Genomic DNA, 14,463 nt, shown 5'->3' on the forward strand with positions numbered 1-14,463 from the left:
ATATCCTGCTCTTTTTGAAGAAATTAAAAGCCCCCCTAGCTCAGGAGGGCTTAGATCTATTCACCATTTTTAGTTTTATCACTCAAAATATCTTTTAACTCCTCATCAGTCAGACCAATAAATTCCCTCTCAGATGCTTTTACTTGCTCCTCAGGAACAGAGTCAGCTTGCAGTTTATCATCTTCCTTTACAATATGGGGGGTAATAAATATGATCAATTCTGTCTTGATATTCTCCATTTGCTTATTGCGAAACAAAGACCCAAGTATTGGTATATCTCCCAGATAAGGAACCTTTGATAAGGTCTCCATTTCATCCTCCTTGATAAGACCTCCAATAGCAAAGGTCTCTCCATCTTCCAATCTTATTTTAGTATGAGCCTCTCTAGTATCTACTTTATAATCTCCATTGGCATTCGTACTAACACTACTAACCTCTGGATTTACTTCTAAAGTTATTTTATTATCTTTGGTAACCCAGGGGGTAAATATTAAATTAATACCAGCTTCAATGTATTCTATACTATCATCGTCATCATCGTCATCATCGTCATCGCTGTCATCATCAATTATAGCTATTTTATCACCAATAAGCAATTCCGCTTTTTCACCACTGAGGGTCATTAACCTGGGATTTGCCAGATTATTAGTCTGTCCATTGGTTTCCAGCATTTTAATAAATTCAGGAAATGACATGTTTACTTCATGTATTTTACCATCATCATCTTCATTAACTATGATTTTCGCTAATTTCTCATCTATATCAAAACCCATTTCACTAAGCCCGTCTGTTGATACCTCTTCAACCCTGGCTTCAATAATAACCTGTTTCCTGGGCTTATCCAATTTATCGAGGAGTTTCAGCAGCTCAGCAATATCACTTTCTTTACCCTTGAAAACCAGTTCCTGTCTTATTTTATTAGACTGAATATTAACATCAGGATATAAATTGTTCAGCGTGTTTAATATCTCTTCAAGGTCTAGATAATCAATAACAGCAAACTCTGTGATATTTTTACTCTCAATATCCAGGCTTTTGATTAGCTCGATAGCCCCATTAATTAACTCTTCCTGCCCACTAATCTCTAAAACCCCACTACCTTCATCAAAATTAAAAACTATCTTATCATAGTCCTCTAACTGTTCTTTAATTTCACTCAGTCCAATGTTCTTAATCTCAAGACTAACTGTCTTTACCTGCTGATGAATATCCAATTTCTTGATTAGCTCCATTACCAGGTCGACTTCTTTTTCATCACCTTGAATAATCAGCTGTTTATTGATTGTCTCTTCAGCCTTTACTTCAGGATATAGGTTTTCAATGTTAGTCAATAATATTCCAAGATCAATATGCTTAATCTGGACTGTTTTTATACTTATCTCTTTTTTTACATCCATATTTTTAATTAATTCTTTAACACCACTGATCTCTTCAGCAACACCTTTTATAATCAGATTATTATTATTCCTATCTATTTCTACCACTAAAGTCGGATAAATTTCTTCCAGGATTCCCTTAATTTCTTCTAAAGAAGCATATTTTATTTTAATTGTTTCTAAACTTCGTTCAAGGTATAATTCCCTTATTTTCTCTGGAGGAGCAACAATTACTGTATTATTATCCCAGACATAATCCAACCCCTGGGTCTGAGTAATCAGTTTTATTGCCTGTTTAAAGGTCATATCATTTAAGCTGACTGTTATCTCTCCTTGTATACTACCATCTGTCAGCAGATTAATATCTGCTACCTTAGCAATAGTCCGCAGGACATCCCTGATATCAGCCCCTTTGAAATTCATATTAATAATATCTTTATCCCCGGCTGCTAACAGGGCTGAACCGTAACTAATTAATAATATCAAAATTAAAGTTAATATTATAAGATTTTTTCTAGATATACCCATCTGTCTCACTCCCCATCTCTATAGTAAATTGCCAGCATTGATAGCTCATTAGCAAATCCCTTTCCCTTATTTTAAGAACCCTAAACTCATCAACAGTATCATTAACTGTAATAAGTCTAGTTCTATCACCTGTATCAATGATGGCAATCTTCTTATCCCGACCAGTAATAATACCCTTTAATTCAAAAGAAATCATCTCCCTAATATCTTTAAGAGAGAGCTGTGGACTGGATTTTTCAGAGTCAATCCCATAGTTTTGAAAAGGGTCACGGAAATTACTGCGGTATAGATACCTGATCACTGGTTTTTCATCATTACTTAGCTCTTTATCTTCTATCAATGGCTTTGCTGCCATATTACCCTGGGCTGCAGAATTTTTTTTAAGTGCAGAACCCTCTGTAACAAACCCTTCGACAGGCTGGCCAACCGCTTTATGCTCGACAACTGCTGGTTCCTTGTATCTATAGAAAGCAAAATAATATACCCCGACAGACAGGAGAAAAACGGTGACGACTATGATAACAATCAAATATGGTTTTTTCATGGTTTGTCACCACCAGTCAGTAAATCATCATGATAGATAATGATTCCAAATGCCTCTAAAAGATTGTTTTCAGCAATCCTGGCTATTCTCATATTACTAAACTCAGCCTGTCCATTAAGTTTTTCTATCCCTTCAAGGAATTTGATAAGCTGATTGTAATTACCCTTAAGTAGAATGCTTATCTCAGTCTCTTTTTCATCTTCTTCAGGGATGAAGGAGCTAATCTTAATACCAGACTTGCCAGCTTCCCCTTCCAGCACTGCCAGCATTTCATCTGCTGAATTAATTTTGTTTTTATTAAGCTCTTCCTCAATGTATTGCAATTGATCATACCTATCCTGTAGAACAGGTAGTTTTCTAAGGGTGGCGGTTGTTTTATTAATTTGTAACTCCTTATTTATTTTTAACTGGCTTAGATTAGCTATATTTTCCTCTAAGGGCTGGTAAATATAGAAATAATAGCCTGCCCCAAGGGCAAAAAATATCAGGAATATTAGCATTACCCGTTCCCTACGGCTTAAACTGCTCAGCACGCTGATCACCCTCTCTATTAACTAAACCCTGTATTCTAAATTCAACATCATTATTCTCTCTCAAATTAAGTAATTTAACCCCTTTGAAAAAGGGAGATAACTTCATATTATTGATCAACTCTAATACCCGCAAATTATTCTCTGCCCGACCGAAGAGCTGCAGGATATCACCCTCTATCTCCATTGTCTCCAGCATAGTCTTCTGGGGAATAAGATAACCCTGTTCCCTGATAATATCATTCCAGATATACCTTAATGCTGCCATCTTTGCTTCTATTTCTTCCAGTTCTTTAACTCGCTTTTCCAGACTGTGGTATTCATTTAAGCTGATACTTAATTTAGACAACTGCCTATCCAGTCTATTCACCTCAGCTTTTAAGCTCTTTTGCCCGGTATATAGGAAATAGTAGTTTAATCCAAGGGCAGTTATAAATATTAACAAAGAGATAATAAATATTGTTTCACCCCAATTTATAGCACTACTTTGCTTTTTTTCCTCAAGTAGGTTTACCCTCATCTAGCTAACACCTCACTTGCAGCAAGCCCCACTGTTACAGCAAATTCCTCTAATTTGGAATCCTTTTCCCCCTTATACTTTATTCCCTCAAAAGGATTTAATGGATAGAGATCTCTCCCTATAGTCTCTGTTATTAACTCCGGGAGATTCTTTAATCTGGAACTACCACCAGTCAAAAAAACCTCGTTCACATCTTCTCTATATTCCATTTGATAATAGTCCAGACTACGCTTGATTTCCTCAGCCAGATTATTAGCTGCTGAAAAAAGAAAATGAGCTTCTGACCCTGAACTGGCTGCCTGAGAAATAAGGAGTTCCAACTCAAGGTCTTTTTCCCCTCTCAAATGGATACCATTTTCTCCTTTAAATCTCTCTGCCTCATTATATCCCAGATTCTTTCCCTCCATAAGTGTGCTGCTGAAATCATTACCACCAACAGCTATCACCCTGGAAAGAAAGATATTCTTACTACTGCCAATAATAATTCTGGTCCCTGAGGCACCGATATCAATCACAGCTGCTGTAGAGTCATCCAGCTTATTTTGAAAATCCAGCAGGGAGAGCAGGGCCATGGGTTGTATGTTTATAACAGAGGGAGTTAAGTTTATCCTTCTAAAAACACTTTTAATACTGGCTATAATATCACTCTTAACAGCAAGCAGTAAAATCCCCAGCTTATCCCTTTCCTGTGAGATGATTTTGTAATGAAGGACAGCATTTTCTACAGGGTAGGGCAGGTAATCAGCTGCCTCCCATTTTAAGGCCTCTGCCAGTTCATCAGCATCCATAACAGGGAGCTCTATCTTTCTGATGATAAGGTTATTGACTGGTGTAGTAGTAACTAGCTCATCCCTTTTACCATTAAGCTCCTCTAACAGTTCTGCCAATCTAGCTGCCACAACAGCCTCATCAATAATCCGCCCATCTTTAATACTTTCATATGGCAGTTTCTTTAAGGAAATACCCTCCAGCATCAAATCAGAATCATTAATAAACCTGGCTGCCTTAATACTATCTGTTCCTATATCTACTGTAGTAAACCTCTTTTTAAACAGCAATTTTTATCACCTCACAGTTTTTAATTTTTAGAATTCCTGCCAATCACTAATTGTTCTAATAACATTAACGCTTGTAAAATTTTTACTGGTTGCAATATTATTAAGCACATTAATATAAGCATTATCATAAATAAAAGTACCCTCAGCATTTGCATTGTTTTTAGCAAAAGCACTCCCAATCAATTCAAAATCATTAATTGAGCTAGAATTTATATTCAAATTATCTTCACCTACAAGTAACCCTTTATATCGTCCATATTTAGGATTAAGATTTTTTTCAAAATAAGATATAGCATAGTCATGGGTATAACTGCCATTTTCATAATTGGCATATATCTTATAATTATTATTACAATTTAAATTTCCACTAACTATTAAAACACCACTACCTTTGATATATAAATCTCTACTATTTAGAGTAATATTCCCTTTAACAACAACAACTTTACTATCTATATCTAATACATATTTCCCCTCATGGTCAATATATAAAATGTAATTTCCATTTTCATCCTGATATGTATCAAAAGATTCAATAACATAATCAGCTTTTTCTTTGGCCTCTGTAAAATAATCTATAAGTACATCTGTTTTTAATTCTTCATCTCCATCACCTAAATTTGCATGAATATCATCCACGTCTTTAGGATTACCATCATAATCATATATATTTCCATTAATATGTTTATTTGCAGCAACCTGACCTTCTACTTTAATACCACTTCCATTCGAATTAATTATATTCCCAGCAGCTATTGGAAATTTAAACATCTTAAAATCAAATAAATCTGAAACTAATTTATAAATAACTACTAATTTACTATTAACCTTATTATACCTTCCAGATATAATTAATTGATAATCACTACCAACTATCTCTTTCGATAATTCTTCTATTTCTAAACCATTCAATAAATTCTCTATTTTAGCCTTTTCTTCATCGATCAATTCATCATCATTCCATTTACTATCATCAGCAAGCAGATAACTGGCATATTCAACAGCTGACTCAGCATAGTAATCTGCCTGAAGCATATTTTCTTCATACCTGGAGATATGTATCTCATTATTAATGGTAACTGCCATTCCAACAGCTAACACAACCAAAGTCAGCATTAAGACCATACTTAAAACCAGCACAGAACCACCCTGCTTCCCCATCAACTGTCCCTCCTTTTTAACCATTATTGTCAGTTATTCTGCGGTAGAACTCCTCGACAAAGGTATAACTCTCTCCATCCTTTTCCTCAAGCTCTACTGTAATAGTAATCATCTTATTATTTTTGCTTAGCTCAAATTTATTTGCCTTGCTACTAATAAAAGTAATCCGGTTACCCCAGTTAAAATTACCCTCACTGTCTGCAATTTTTTTTCTATAATATAATTCTCCATCATTTTTGATACCAAAACCAATGCCATTATAATCCCCACTACCTGCCTCAATTGTTGAAAAGGTAAACCTGACTTTATCCTGGTTAGAATTATAACTGTTATTAATAGTAACTGTTTTTGCCATTCGTATATATGGGGCTATTCTGTCGACAATAATCCTATGATCCTGCTGGATATTCAGTTTTTCTCGATTAAAATCAAGGACTACAGTACTGCTCAAAAAAGCACTATAAATAACAGTAGTTAATAAAGCAATTATAGACACTGCCAGCAGAACCTCAATGAGTGTAAAAGCACTCTCGGAATTGTTTTTTATAACCCTCACTTTTTCACCACCAGTGACTTCAATTCTATTTCTTTATTGGAGCCATCCCAGCTAATAGCAACAGTAATTAACCGTCCATCATTATTACCATCACCATCAATATCAATATTGCCAGTTATCCGGGAATTAATCTTAAAATCATCAGCCTTAAGACTGTAATCACTATCAATCAAGTTATCTATTTCACTATAATAGCTGAGGTTCAAGGTATCCCAATCATTGATACAGGCCAGTTTTATATTTTCCATTGTATCTGCTGCAATCTTTACAGCCTGAGCACGTTTTCCTGTCTGGTGGGTAAAAATTACGCTATTGGTAAAATATCCCGATATAGAGATAAAAACAACAGCTATAATCACTATAGTCAATAAAACCTCAATTAGTGTAAAACCAGTATCTCGCTTTAAACCAAGCATATTACCCACCCTCTAGTTATTCTTTATGAATAAAACCAGTCCCTGTAACAACTACTTTAAGACTATTAACACCATCTGATAATATAAGGGTTCCCCCGTCAGCAGTCCCCAGTGGTTTAAATCTAAGCTGATTATCATTACGACTACAGCTAATTGTAAATCTATTGCCTACTTCAATAACCTTATTATAAAAACTCTCACCATCTTTTTTTACAGCTAATTTCTTGCTGGATAATAGTTCCACCAGATAATCCTCTGATTCAATAATTGCAGTCTGTCGCACCTTTCTTAATGTCGAGTAAATAATCTCTCTATAATTTTTCATTTCCAATGAATTAAAATTAACAGCGGGAAAAATAAAAGAAATACTGAGACTTAGTATAGCAATCACAAGTAAGAGCTCAAGCAGCGAAAAACCCCCTTCACCACAAAACATCACAACTCATCCCTTTCTTATGATTAATAAAGACTCATTAAAATAGAAAACAATTCTTCTCCATAAAACAGACTAATAATGGTACCAAGACCAATAAAAGGGGCAAATGGTATCCTGGTCTTTCTATCCATTATCCCGGCAATCATTAATATCAGGCCAGTAATCGAACCAATTAAGGAAGCCAGAAAAATACCTATTAAGGTAAATTGCCAGCCTATAACGGCACCAATAACAGCAACCAGTTTAACATCTCCCATACCAAGGCCTTTACCATAGAGCAAGGCTAGCAATAAAAACAATCCTCCGGGAACTAAAATACCTGTTAATGAACCCATCAAAGAAATATGATTCAAAAATATGGATGAGATAAGGGCAGCAATTAACGCCGGGTAAGTTAGTTTATTGGGAATAATCTTGTATTGTAAATCAATTAATGAACAGACAATTAGTATACAGATTAAGATGCTGTAGATTATAAAGGATATATTAAGACCATAGTTATGATATAAAATAGTAAGCAAAAAAGCCGTTAAAACTTCAACTACAGGATACTGCCAGCTGATAGCCTTACCACAATACCTGCACTTACCCCTGGTCAGAAAAAAACTAAATACCGGGATAAGGTCCCTTATTTTTAAATCTTCACCACATTCTAAACAGTGGGAACCCGGGGTAATTATTGATTCCTGACGGGGCAGACGCCAGATAATTACATTGAGGAAACTACCAAAAGTAAGGCCTATCATAACTATTAATAAATCTATTATCATCATATCAAATCCCTTATTACAATTTATAATTTAATTGGTAAAGCAGGAAGAAAAATACAATTTAATATTCCTCCTCCTACTCTACACATTCATCTCTTAACAACCTATATTTAATCTATGGGAGTTATACCACTAGGTGTTAAAGTCAAATCAACTGCATTATCATCATTATAATCAACTGTTATTTCATAAGATGAACTAGTACTTGACTCAGTGAAAGTATAATCTGAGGTATCAACACTAACATAAGTACTAAAGGCATTATCATCTTCATCTTTTGTATTCCAGGCTGTTGGATACGAATTATTATTCGTAAACCAGATTTCTAAAGCCGTTTGTATAGTTCTAAGATTAGCCCTAGCAGCTGCTTCTGTAGCCTCTTCTCTTACACCAGTAATTCTAGGCACTGCAATAGTAGCTAATATACCCAAAACCGCAATGACAACCAATAACTCAATTAAAGTAAAACCCCTTTCACTCCTGAAAACCTGTCTAAATCTCTTCATAATTTCAAACACCCCTTATTAAATAAATTTTTATAAAATATTCCCTTTTTTATAATATTACCAATTTTCACCCCCTTTTACTTCTGCTTTAGACCCAACAAATTATTTTCCTATCTCTGACCTCTGACATCCTGGCTCCTAAAAATATTGATACATATCAAACATCGGCATCACAATAGATATTACTATAAAACCTACTACCAGGGCCAGCAGAACTATCATCATTGGTTCTATCAGGGAAATAGAGGCATCAATACTACTCTCTACCTCCTGTTCATAGAAAATATTGATCTTCTGCAGCATCTTTTCCAGTGAACCCGATTCCTCACCAATCCTGACCATCTGAACAACCATTCCCGGGAATTCAGCTGCTTCAGCCAAGAGATGGGATAGATTGACACCTTCCCTGATCTGTCCCCGTGCTTCAAGTAAAAGATCAGCATAGACCTTGTTATTAAGCACTTCTTCTACAACAGCTAATGAAGCCAGTAGGTCAATACCACTCCCCAGTAGAACCGCCAGGGTACTGGCAAAACGTGAGATAATAATCTTTTTTATCATCTTACCAAGCACTGGAATCTTAAGAATAAACCTATCCAGCCGATGTTTCCCTTCGGCTGTTTTAAGATATTTATATAATATTAAAATAAGTAATACCATAATAATCAACAAAAACCACCAGTAAGCCTGGACAAAAGCACTTAGTCCCAGTAAAATTCTGGTAGGCCAGGGTAATTCAGCCCCAAACCCGGCAAACATAGTGACAAACATAGGTACTATCCTGACCAGTAGAAAAATAACAACTAATATGGCTACAATTAATATAGTAAAGGGATAATAGAGGGCTGACTTTATCTTACGGTTTATTTCATCCTGTCTCTCATAATGATTAACCAGTTGATTAAGTATTTTATCCAGCACACCACCGGTTTCACCAGCCTTAATTAATTGACAGTAGAGTGTGGGGAAAACAGCCGGGTATTTCATCATTGTTTCTGAAAGACTCATCCCGGTTTCTATATCCTCCTGCATACCACGAATAACTTCCTTTAACCGTGAGTGTTCAGTTTCCTGGTAAAGGATATTTAGACAATCAACCAGACTGATCCCGGCATCGATCATGGCAGCAAACTGCTGGCTGAAAATGGTCAAATCTTTAGTTTTAACCCTTTTATTCACTGTCAGGTAATCAGCAAGTTTCTTTTTCTCTTTTTTTTCATTAATAGCAGTAGGATAATACCCCTTTTCCTTCAGTTGTTTAGCTGCGAGATCAGCAGCTTCAACCTCAATAGTCCCACTGATCTTATTACCACTATGATTAACAGCCTCATATTCATAGAGTGGAGACATAAACTTCCCCCCCTTTATTCGTTACTTAGCCAAGCCTGGTGATGCCCTTTTTGATATATTCAGGATTAGTAGAACGCCTGACTGCAGTTTCCATACTGATCAATCCCTTTTCGTAAAGTGATATCAGGTAATTATTCATCACTATCATACCGTATTTGGCACCTGTCTGCATAATTGATTCCAGTTGTGAACTTTTACCCTCGCGAATAATATTGCGTACAGCTGGAGTACCAATTAACACCTCCAGCCCGGCCACCATTCCCTCCATATCTGCCCGGGGCAAAAGCTGTTGAGCAATAATCCCGTTAAGTACAGAAGATAACTGGATTCGAACCTGCTGTTGTTGATGAGCTGGAAAAACATCAATAATTCTATCAACAGTCTTGGGGGCATCAGTTGTATGGAGAGTAGCCAGCACCAGATGACCGGTCTCAGCAGATTCCAGAGCAATAGAAATAGTCTCCAGGTCACGCATCTCACCTACCAATATTACATCCGGGTCCTGACGCAGGGCAGCCCGCAGTCCTGCAGCAAATGATCTGGTATCAATCCCTACCTCCCTTTGATGGACAATTGAATTATTATGTTGATGGAGGTATTCAATCGGGTCCTCCAGGGTCAGGATATGACATTTCCTCTCTTGATTAATCTCATTGATCATTGAGGCCAGGGTAGTTGATTTACCACTACCGGTTGGCCCAGTACATAAGACCAAGCCTCTGCGCTGAACCGCCATTTTTTTGAGTATTTCCGGCAGCCCCAGGTCATCAATTGTCGGTATCTCTGTCGGAATAATTCGCAGGGCCAGACTGACAGCCCCCCTCTGGCGATAGGCATTTACCCTGAAACGGGAAAAACCGGGAACACTATAAGAAAAATCAAGTTCCCCTTGTTCCTGAAAGGCCTTCCACTGATCCTCATCCATCAAATACCGACATATCTCAATCAGGTCAGCAAAAGTAAATTTATGAGAATATTGTTCATAAGCCCTTAATACCCCGGTAGTCCTGACAACAGCCTGGGAATTTACCGTTAAATGGAGATCAGAGATATTAGCATCTTCAACAACACTCTTTAATAATCCTATTATATCCAGGTCCATAATATTCACCCACCCCTTAGATTATTACCCGCATTAGTTCATCAATTGATGTAAGACCCTGTTTTACCTTGATCACTCCATCCTGATGGAGTGTTGTCATACCGCGGGAAACAGCATACTTTTTAAGCTCATCCTCCATGATACCCCTGCTAAGCATTTTCTTTAGCTTATCATCAACTACTAAAACTTCATGGACAGCCAGTCTTCCCCGGTAACCAGTAGAACTACACTTATCACAGTGCCGAGCCTGATAAACAGCAGCATCAAGTTCTTCAATCCCTAGTATTTCTTTTTCCTCTTCCAAAAGGAATTTTTTCTCTTTACAGGAACTGCAAAGTCTCCTCAATAACCTCTGTGCTACCACCCCAATAAGGGTTGAGGAGACTAAATAAGGGGGGATACCCATATCTATTAATCGAGTAATCGAGCTTACTGCATCATTGGTATGTAGGGTACTTAAAACCAGGTGACCGGTCAAGGCAGCCCTGACAGCTATCTGGGCTGTCTCTTTATCCCTGATTTCCCCAATCATAATAATATCAGGGTCCTGTCTCAGAATTGACCTTAAAGTACTGGCAAAGGTCAGGCCTGTTCTGGGATCAGCCTGTATCTGATTAATCCCCTTGATCTGGTATTCAACAGGGTCCTCAACTGTCACAATATTTTTAGTTACCGAGTTTAAATAATTTAAAGCTGCAAATAGTGTGGTGGATTTACCACTACCAGTTGGTCCTGTAACAAGTAAAATACCGTGGGGCTGCTCAATTAAGGCTTTAAAACAGGAATAATTATTATCACTAAAACCCAGCTTATTAATATCAAGCAATGAATCATCTTTATTTAATAAGCGAATAACCAGTTTTTCCCCAAATACAGTGGGCAGGGTGGAAACCCTCATATCCAGCTTAACCCCTTTAACATTCATAGTTATCCTACCGTCCTGTGGTATCCTCCTTCTGGTTATATCCAGGTCGGCAATAATCTTAAACCGGGAAATTAAAGCAGCCTGAGTATATTTAGGGGGGGTCATCTCTTCCCTTAAAACACCATCAATCCGATAGCGAACCCTTACCTCCTGTTCCTGAGGCTCAATATGGATATCACTGGCCCTCATCTGAAGAGCCTGGGTGATTATCAAGTTACTCAGTTTGACAATAGGGGCATCTTCTACCATCTCTTTTAACTGATCAAGTTCTGGTTCCTGCTTGTCCTGATAGCTGTCAAGACTATCAAAAATCTCAGCAGTATCCCCCTTATCCATCGAATAGATTGTATTAATGGCCTTCTTAATTAACTTTGCAGCAGCAATACAGCTTTCCACCCTCATACCAGAAGTCAATTCAAGATCATCAATAGCTACTAGGTCAGTGGGATCACTCATAGCCACCCTTAATTTATTCTTCCTCACCTCAAGTGGTATAGCATTATGACGGCGGGCAATATTCTCTGGTATATAATGAGCCAAACGGGGATTAATTATATAATTTGACAGGTCAACATGAGGTATACCCAGCTGAAACTCCAGAACCTGAATCAGGTCTTTTTCCTTTAAGTAATTTAAGTCAATCAGTATCTGTCCCAGCCTCTTACCTGTTTCCTGCTGGACCTTCATAGCCTCCTGCAGTTGTTTTTCTGTCACAAAGTTAAAATTAACAAGTAATTCACCTAATTTTAAACGTCCCTTATTTTTCATTCGACCCACCCTGACTCTCCTACAATTTTATAAGTAATCCTTTTATCTGTCTATACAGAAAAATCTAGGACTAAAGTATGATAAGCATAGGACTAAAGTATCATAAAATCCGCCCTTTGTAAATATATTTCTATAAAATTCGTAAAACTCCTGCTTTTTTAGAAATTTTTTCTTTTCTTTAGTATTTCTTTCCATTTAGTTACTTCAGGTTCATGTCCTGTCCATAACTTAAATGACTCTATTCCCTGATAAAGAAGCATTCCTTCGCCATTCAAGCCTGATGCATTTACATCCCGGGCAGCCTTCAACAAAACAGTCTCTGCCGGATTATATACCAGATCAATCACCAATAAATCCCTGTGCAAAGCCTGGGGCTCTATGACTGGGCTAACCTTTATCTCTGGTGCCATCCCTATTGGTGTAGTATCAATTAAAAGGTCAGCCTCCTTAATCACATTATAATACTGATCAACTGATAGTTCTACATATCCTATGGATAAATTACTATAAGTTTTTTCCAGAAAATCAGCCAGCAGTTTAGCCTTTTTATGGGTCCGGTTAATAATAGTAATTCCTGCTGCCCCACTCTCACAAACTGCTACTCCTACTGCCCGGGCTGCACCACCTGCTCCTACAATAACTACATTTTTTTCTTCAATCATAAAACCTGCATCTTCCTCTATCATCCTTTTTATACCAATTACATCTGTATTATACCCCTTTAAAATACCCTCATCATTTACAATTGTATTAACTGCACCAACCCTTTCTGCCAAAGGGTCAATTTTATCCAGCAGGGATATAATCTCTTCCTTATAAGGAATTGTTACATTAACACCCCTGATATTTAAGGAGCGTATACCGGCAACAGCATCTGCTAGCTCCCCAGGTTTTACCGAAAATGCCAGATAAACATAGTTTAGTCCTAATCTCCTTAAAGCACTATTATGAAGTAGTGGTGAATAAGAATGACCTATCGGATAACCAATTAAACCAAGTAAAGTTGTTTTTGTATTAACCATTACTTAACCTCCTTTTTTTCTTTTTACCTGGCTTCAATTCAGCCAGTAACATACCAGATATAATAAAAAACCCACCTGTTAAACCATTTCTTCCTAATGCTTCCCCCAGAAAAAGGAATGAAAAAAGTGCACCAAAAACCGGCTCAAGAGTAAAAACCAGAGCAGCATGGGTAGGTGTTGTATACTGCTGTGCACAACTCTGTAAATAATAAGCCAGTGCTGTTGCCAGTAAACCAGTATATAAAATAACAGCTGCTGAAACATAATCTATCCTGCCAATACCATTGTCAAAATATGCTAATAAATAAGCGGCAATAGCAGTCACAGCCAGTTGAATAAAAGTCAAAATGAACGGATCTTCTTTTTTAAGATATTTATCCAGTAAGACAATATGTAAAGCAAAAAAAAATGAACAAAGTACTGTTAAAAAGTCACCATAATTAAACCCTTGATTACCATTTGTCTCTGTTAAAAGAAAAAGGCCAATAATTGATAATATTATCCCCAGACAGCTAAACAAATCCGGTATTTTCTTTAACAAAAATACCAGGATTAAGGGAACTACAACTACCGCAAGTCCAGTAATAAGACTTGACCTTGAAGCTGTAGTAAACTTAAGTCCAATCACCTGCAAACAATACCCACTAAATAACAAAAGACCCAGCATCAGGCCCTTTTTAATGCTATGGTGGCTTACATTTGCTACCCTGTTTTTCAGAAAAAAAAGCAGGGCCAGCAGAGCAACTGTAAACCTAACTGCAATTAAAAAAAAGGGGTTAATACCTTCTATAATATATTTCATAATAGGAAAAGTACTCCCCCAGAGCATCACAACAATTATTAATAAAAGGTCACCCTTATATTGTTTATTTTTTAAAATCATCTATTTCCTCCC

At 36.9% G+C, this 14,463-nt stretch carries 16 protein-coding genes; all 16 read right to left on the reverse strand.

Annotation, left to right across the window (positions count from 1 at the left end):
* Positions 1-56: 56 nt before the first annotated feature.
* Positions 57-1,904 carry a secretin GspD/PilQ domain-containing protein gene (locus D7D81_RS14350; protein WP_125990748.1) on the reverse strand — a complete coding sequence of 616 codons (1,848 nt, stop codon included), beginning with the start codon at positions 1,902-1,904 and terminating at the stop codon, positions 57-59.
* Positions 1,891-2,448, reverse strand: a complete 558-nt coding sequence (locus D7D81_RS14355; protein ID WP_125990749.1) for a hypothetical protein — start codon at positions 2,446-2,448, stop codon at positions 1,891-1,893. The genes D7D81_RS14350 and D7D81_RS14355 overlap by 14 nt, the downstream gene beginning before the upstream one ends.
* The gene (locus tag D7D81_RS14360) at positions 2,445-2,981 is read right to left on the reverse strand and encodes a type IV pilus inner membrane component PilO (RefSeq protein WP_125990750.1); all 537 of its coding nucleotides are present in this window, start codon (positions 2,979-2,981) and stop codon (positions 2,445-2,447) included. Before D7D81_RS14360 ends, D7D81_RS14355 begins: the two co-directional genes overlap by 4 nt.
* Positions 2,959-3,498, reverse strand: a complete 540-nt coding sequence (locus D7D81_RS14365; protein ID WP_125990751.1) for a PilN domain-containing protein — start codon at positions 3,496-3,498, stop codon at positions 2,959-2,961. Before D7D81_RS14365 ends, D7D81_RS14360 begins: the two co-directional genes overlap by 23 nt.
* Positions 3,495-4,556 carry a type IV pilus assembly protein PilM gene (gene pilM, locus D7D81_RS14370; RefSeq protein ID WP_125990752.1) on the reverse strand — a complete coding sequence of 354 codons (1,062 nt, stop codon included), beginning with the start codon at positions 4,554-4,556 and terminating at the stop codon, positions 3,495-3,497. Before pilM ends, D7D81_RS14365 begins: the two co-directional genes overlap by 4 nt.
* 27 nt (positions 4,557-4,583) lie before the next feature.
* Positions 4,584-5,717, reverse strand: coding sequence for a pilus assembly PilX N-terminal domain-containing protein (locus D7D81_RS14375; protein ID WP_125990753.1), 1,134 nt, complete (start codon positions 5,715-5,717; stop codon positions 4,584-4,586).
* A 16-nt stretch (positions 5,718-5,733) separates the two neighbouring features.
* Positions 5,734-6,273, reverse strand: a complete 540-nt coding sequence (locus tag D7D81_RS14380) for a type II secretion system protein (RefSeq protein WP_164522271.1) — start codon at positions 6,271-6,273, stop codon at positions 5,734-5,736.
* Positions 6,270-6,689, reverse strand: a complete 420-nt coding sequence (locus D7D81_RS14385; protein ID WP_125990755.1) for a prepilin-type N-terminal cleavage/methylation domain-containing protein — start codon at positions 6,687-6,689, stop codon at positions 6,270-6,272. Before D7D81_RS14385 ends, D7D81_RS14380 begins: the two co-directional genes overlap by 4 nt.
* Positions 6,690-6,705: 16 nt before the next feature.
* Positions 6,706-7,125, reverse strand: coding sequence for a pilus assembly FimT family protein (locus D7D81_RS14390; RefSeq protein WP_125990756.1), 420 nt, complete (start codon positions 7,123-7,125; stop codon positions 6,706-6,708).
* Between the two features lie 23 nt (positions 7,126-7,148).
* The gene (locus tag D7D81_RS14395) at positions 7,149-7,898 is read right to left on the reverse strand and encodes a prepilin peptidase (RefSeq protein WP_286169751.1); all 750 of its coding nucleotides are present in this window, start codon (positions 7,896-7,898) and stop codon (positions 7,149-7,151) included.
* 107 nt (positions 7,899-8,005) lie between these two features.
* Positions 8,006-8,401, reverse strand: a complete 396-nt coding sequence (locus D7D81_RS14400; RefSeq protein ID WP_125990757.1) for a type II secretion system protein — start codon at positions 8,399-8,401, stop codon at positions 8,006-8,008.
* 138 nt (positions 8,402-8,539) lie between these two features.
* On the reverse strand, positions 8,540-9,751 hold the full coding sequence (locus D7D81_RS14405) for a type II secretion system F family protein (RefSeq protein WP_125990758.1): 1,212 nt from the start codon (positions 9,749-9,751) through the stop codon (positions 8,540-8,542).
* Between the two features lie 25 nt (positions 9,752-9,776).
* The gene (locus D7D81_RS14410; RefSeq protein WP_125992226.1) at positions 9,777-10,847 is read right to left on the reverse strand and encodes a type IV pilus twitching motility protein PilT; all 1,071 of its coding nucleotides are present in this window, start codon (positions 10,845-10,847) and stop codon (positions 9,777-9,779) included.
* Positions 10,848-10,869: 22 nt separating this feature from the next.
* Positions 10,870-12,546: a type II secretion system ATPase GspE gene (gene gspE / locus D7D81_RS14415; protein ID WP_125990759.1), complete on the reverse strand. Its 1,677-nt coding sequence runs from the start codon at positions 12,544-12,546 to the stop codon at positions 10,870-10,872.
* 158 nt (positions 12,547-12,704) lie between these two features.
* Positions 12,705-13,568 carry a shikimate dehydrogenase gene (locus D7D81_RS14420; RefSeq protein ID WP_125990760.1) on the reverse strand — a complete coding sequence of 288 codons (864 nt, stop codon included), beginning with the start codon at positions 13,566-13,568 and terminating at the stop codon, positions 12,705-12,707.
* Positions 13,561-14,451: a DMT family transporter gene (locus D7D81_RS14425; protein WP_125990761.1), complete on the reverse strand. Its 891-nt coding sequence runs from the start codon at positions 14,449-14,451 to the stop codon at positions 13,561-13,563. The genes D7D81_RS14420 and D7D81_RS14425 overlap by 8 nt, the downstream gene beginning before the upstream one ends.
* Between the last annotated feature and the right edge of the window lie 12 nt (positions 14,452-14,463).

This window comes from Halocella sp. SP3-1, from assembly GCF_003953885.1.
Taxonomy (GTDB): domain Bacteria; phylum Bacillota; class Halanaerobiia; order Halanaerobiales; family DTU029; genus Iocasia; species Iocasia fonsfrigidae.

Bases quoted from the DNA above. Each gene is read 5' to 3' on its own strand.
- D7D81_RS14395 (WP_286169751.1), bottom strand. From the start codon at position 7,898: ATGATGATAATAGATTTATTAATAGTTATGATAGGCCTTACTTTTGGT.
- gspE (WP_125990759.1), bottom strand. From the start codon at position 12,546: ATGAAAAATAAGGGACGTTTAAAATTAGGTGAATTACTTGTTAATTTT.
- D7D81_RS14400 (WP_125990757.1), bottom strand. From the start codon at position 8,401: ATGAAGAGATTTAGACAGGTTTTCAGGAGTGAAAGGGGTTTTACTTTA.
- D7D81_RS14405 (WP_125990758.1), bottom strand. From the start codon at position 9,751: ATGTCTCCACTCTATGAATATGAGGCTGTTAATCATAGTGGTAATAAG.
- D7D81_RS14390 (WP_125990756.1), bottom strand. From the start codon at position 7,125: ATGTTTTGTGGTGAAGGGGGTTTTTCGCTGCTTGAGCTCTTACTTGTG.
- D7D81_RS14420 (WP_125990760.1), bottom strand. From the start codon at position 13,568: ATGGTTAATACAAAAACAACTTTACTTGGTTTAATTGGTTATCCGATA.
- D7D81_RS14355 (WP_125990749.1), bottom strand. From the start codon at position 2,448: ATGAAAAAACCATATTTGATTGTTATCATAGTCGTCACCGTTTTTCTC.
- D7D81_RS14365 (WP_125990751.1), bottom strand. From the start codon at position 3,498: ATGAGGGTAAACCTACTTGAGGAAAAAAAGCAAAGTAGTGCTATAAAT.
- D7D81_RS14385 (WP_125990755.1), bottom strand. From the start codon at position 6,689: ATGCTTGGTTTAAAGCGAGATACTGGTTTTACACTAATTGAGGTTTTA.
- D7D81_RS14425 (WP_125990761.1), bottom strand. From the start codon at position 14,451: ATGATTTTAAAAAATAAACAATATAAGGGTGACCTTTTATTAATAATT.
- D7D81_RS14350 (WP_125990748.1), bottom strand. From the start codon at position 1,904: ATGGGTATATCTAGAAAAAATCTTATAATATTAACTTTAATTTTGATA.
- D7D81_RS14375 (WP_125990753.1), bottom strand. From the start codon at position 5,717: ATGGGGAAGCAGGGTGGTTCTGTGCTGGTTTTAAGTATGGTCTTAATG.